Source organism: Nonomuraea cypriaca, from assembly GCF_015645445.1.
Classification (GTDB): domain Bacteria; phylum Actinomycetota; class Actinomycetes; order Streptosporangiales; family Streptosporangiaceae; genus Nonomuraea; species Nonomuraea cypriaca.
This window is the reverse complement of sequence record NZ_JADOGI010000454.1, coordinates 1-2744: the sequence shown is the minus strand read 5'-3', so window position 1 is coordinate 2744 and position 2744 is coordinate 1. Positions and strand designations below refer to the sequence as shown.

Annotated in this window: 3 protein-coding genes; 1 reads left to right on the top strand and 2 read right to left on the bottom strand. The window is 66.0% G+C overall.

The genetic code is table 11. The features are described from left to right. Positions 1-436: 436 nt before the first annotated feature. On the bottom strand, positions 437-1861 hold the full coding sequence (rox, locus tag ITP53_RS54705) for a rifampin monooxygenase (protein WP_207757746.1): 1425 nt from the start codon (positions 1859-1861) through the stop codon (positions 437-439). 231 nt (positions 1862-2092) lie between these two features. On the opposite strand from rox, the gene ITP53_RS54700 reads away from it, so the two are divergent. Beyond that, positions 2093-2308, top strand: a complete 216-nt coding sequence (locus tag ITP53_RS54700) for a hypothetical protein (protein ID WP_195903370.1) — start codon at positions 2093-2095, stop codon at positions 2306-2308. Positions 2309-2620: 312 nt separating this feature from the next. Here ITP53_RS54700 and ITP53_RS54695 read toward each other — a convergent pair whose 3' ends face one another. Next, complete coding sequence (locus ITP53_RS54695) at positions 2621-2728, bottom strand: SDR family oxidoreductase (RefSeq protein ID WP_328815637.1); 108 nt, start codon at positions 2726-2728, stop codon at positions 2621-2623. Positions 2729-2744: the final 16 nt, after the last annotated feature.

Sequence of the window (2744 nt, the reverse complement as noted above, 5' to 3'; positions counted from 1 at the left end):
TGGCGGACAAGCCGCCACCATCGGGGTACCGCACAGCAGAGTTTTACTGCCGAAACACGACGATGTAACTCACCCATAGCGCTATGTGTTCGTTCCATCGCCGATAGCTAGCCCTTCAAACTCTGTAATGGTTGTTTCCCGCGCTTGTCGACTCTGAACGTGTCAAGCCAGCTGAGACTGCGACTGCGTGATGGCTGAGCTGCCTCCTCGTATCCCTTCACACCTGTGATTGATCAGGCGTTGTGGGGTGGCGTCCAGCGGTTTCCGGCGAGGGCGTCGCGGAGGGTATCCAGAGTGAGCGTCCCAGCGTCGAGCCCGGGGATAACGACCGCGTGCGGGTTCTTCCTACCGCCTGCCACAGCAGGACCCACCCTCGCGGCGTGCCGGAAGCGACGAGCATGGCGGACGTGAATTGGGTCGGAATTGCCAGGCGAAATCAGTTGGCGGGCTTGCCGAACCAGCGGGGGAGGTGGTCGTCCAGGTCCTGCTGATCGTCGCCGATCCAGGCGACGTGGCCGTCGGGGCGTAGCAGGACGCACGGAACATCCAGTACCGCAGTGGGATCCGCGAGGTAATCGACCCGGTCTGACCAGCCTCCGACTGTCAGGCGTTCGGTGCGGTCCAGCAGCAGGCCGCGGCCGCGATGCAGCAGACCGTAGAGGTGGCCCTGTTTCACGTCGATGTCATGCAGGCGGCGGCCGAGCAGGTCGGGGCCTTCGCCGAAGTCGTAGCGGATGCCGATCGCGGTGATCTTCTCGATCAGATAGCGGTTCACCTCGTCGAAGTCCATCAGTTCGGTGAGCAGCCTGCGCACGGCCTGCGGGCCCGGTTCGGTGGACAGCAGTTCCATCTGGGCGCGGGTGTTGTCCAGCACGTCCTCGGCGACCGGATGACGTTCGGCCTGGTAGGTGTCCAGTAGTGTTTCCGGCGCCCAGCCGCGGATCTGTGCGGCCAGTTTCCAGCCGAGGTTGAATGCGTCCTGAACGCCCAGGTTGAGGCCCTGTCCGCCGATGGGTGGATGGATGTGTGCCGCATCGCCGGCCAGCAGCACCCGCCCGACCCGATAACGTTCGGCTAGTCGGGTGGCATCCCCGAAGCGGGACAACCAGCGCGGGGAGTGCACGCCGAAATCGGTTCCGGCGATGGTGCGCAGCTGTTGTTCGAAATCCTCGAGGGTGGGCGGTTCCGCGCGGTCGCTGACTCCCGCGGCGGGGACTACGACGCCATAGATCCCTTCGCCGAAGGGCCGGAGCCAGAATCGCTGATGGATCTCGCGGACTTCGGTCACCTTGGCGGCGATCTCCTCCTGCGGCACGCCCACTTCCATCTCGCCCATCAGCGTCTCGGTCCGCGAGGGCTCGCCGGGGAAGCCGACGCCGAGGAGTTTGCGCACCGTACTGCGCCCGCCGTCACAGCCGACGAGATAGCGCGAACGCAGCTGTTCTCCGTCGGCCAGCTCGACGGTCACACCCTCGTCGTCCTGCTCGAAACCAGCCACCGCGCAACCGCGCCGGACCTGCGCACCCAGTGCGATCGCATGTTCTTCGAGCAGACGTTCGATGACCGGCTGCGGGATGCCCAGTAGATAGGCGTACGCGGAATCCAGGCCCTCGGGCGCGGGTTTGGGGATGGCGGCGAAGAAACCGCCGGCCGGGCGCTGTCTTCCATGCTGGAGAATGCGATCCAGCAGTCCGCGCATCGCCATCAGCTCGAGACTGCGAATATGCAGACCGACTATGCGGACGAACGACACGGGCTCGGTTTCCTTCTCCAGAACGAGTACCCGCACATCGTGCAGCCGTAGTTCGGCGGCCAGCATCGCACCGGTCGGCCCGCACCCGGCGATGATCACGTCGAACATGAGGGGCGCGCGATCGGCGCCGGAGGCCGGCGACCAGAGAGCTCCGGGGACGTCGCCCACCGTGGAGTCACGCTCGGCCCTGTCGTTCGACGGCGGCTCGGCGGTGACCTGCGGAGAGTGCATAGGTGTTGCCTTTCGGGAGTGCCTTGTTGGCGAGGCGCTCCCGGCGACACCTACGTCAATCGCCCGACCGTGACGGGAAGGGGGAGCACCCACATCGATACAGCGTTCATGGGGCTCACCTCCTCGGGCGGTGTCACGGTCAACTGCAAGCTACAAGCCCGAGCATCATCCCGTCCAATCCTTTCCCAGCCACGTGATCACGACTCCAAGCGGGCCTCCGGCTACCTGGCCGGGGAGGCCCTGGCCGCAGAGATGGGCTTCCTCACCCGCACGCTCAGCGCGGTCGGCTACATCGTTCACCCCGAGGAGGAGCCCGACGGGTGATCGAGGCACTCCCGGCAATGATTGCCTCTCTGCCGCCCCGGATCGGGGTTGTGTACGCGGATGGTGATGACGTGCGACGCCTTCCCGCGATCTCGCCGTGGCGCCCGTCGCCGAACGGAAGAACTCGACTGCAGATACTTCATTCCGATCGGTACGGAACTCGACGGGGCGCGGTGATGTCCCGTCATGGACACAGGCGTCTGAAGCAGCGCACCTACACCTCAAGGTCGCGCACCCGTCACGCCTCCGCGGGCGTGATGAGGAGCGCGACGAGCAACGCCGGTGCGTTGGTGGCACCGGCGGGGACGGCTCCTACAGGCGGTAGCCGCCGGTGGCGTCGATGACCTGTCCCGTGATCCACCGGGCGTCATGGGAGACAAGGAGGGCCACGACGTCGGCGACGTCGTCGGGTTCGCCGATGCGGCCGAGGGCGTTC

Excerpts from the sequence above, each read along its gene's own strand:
- rox (WP_207757746.1), bottom strand. The coding sequence starts at position 1,861 with ATGTTCGACGTGATCATCGCCGGGTGCGGGCCGACCGGTGCGATGCTG.
- ITP53_RS54700 (WP_195903370.1), top strand. The coding sequence starts at position 2,093 with ATGGGGCTCACCTCCTCGGGCGGTGTCACGGTCAACTGCAAGCTACAA.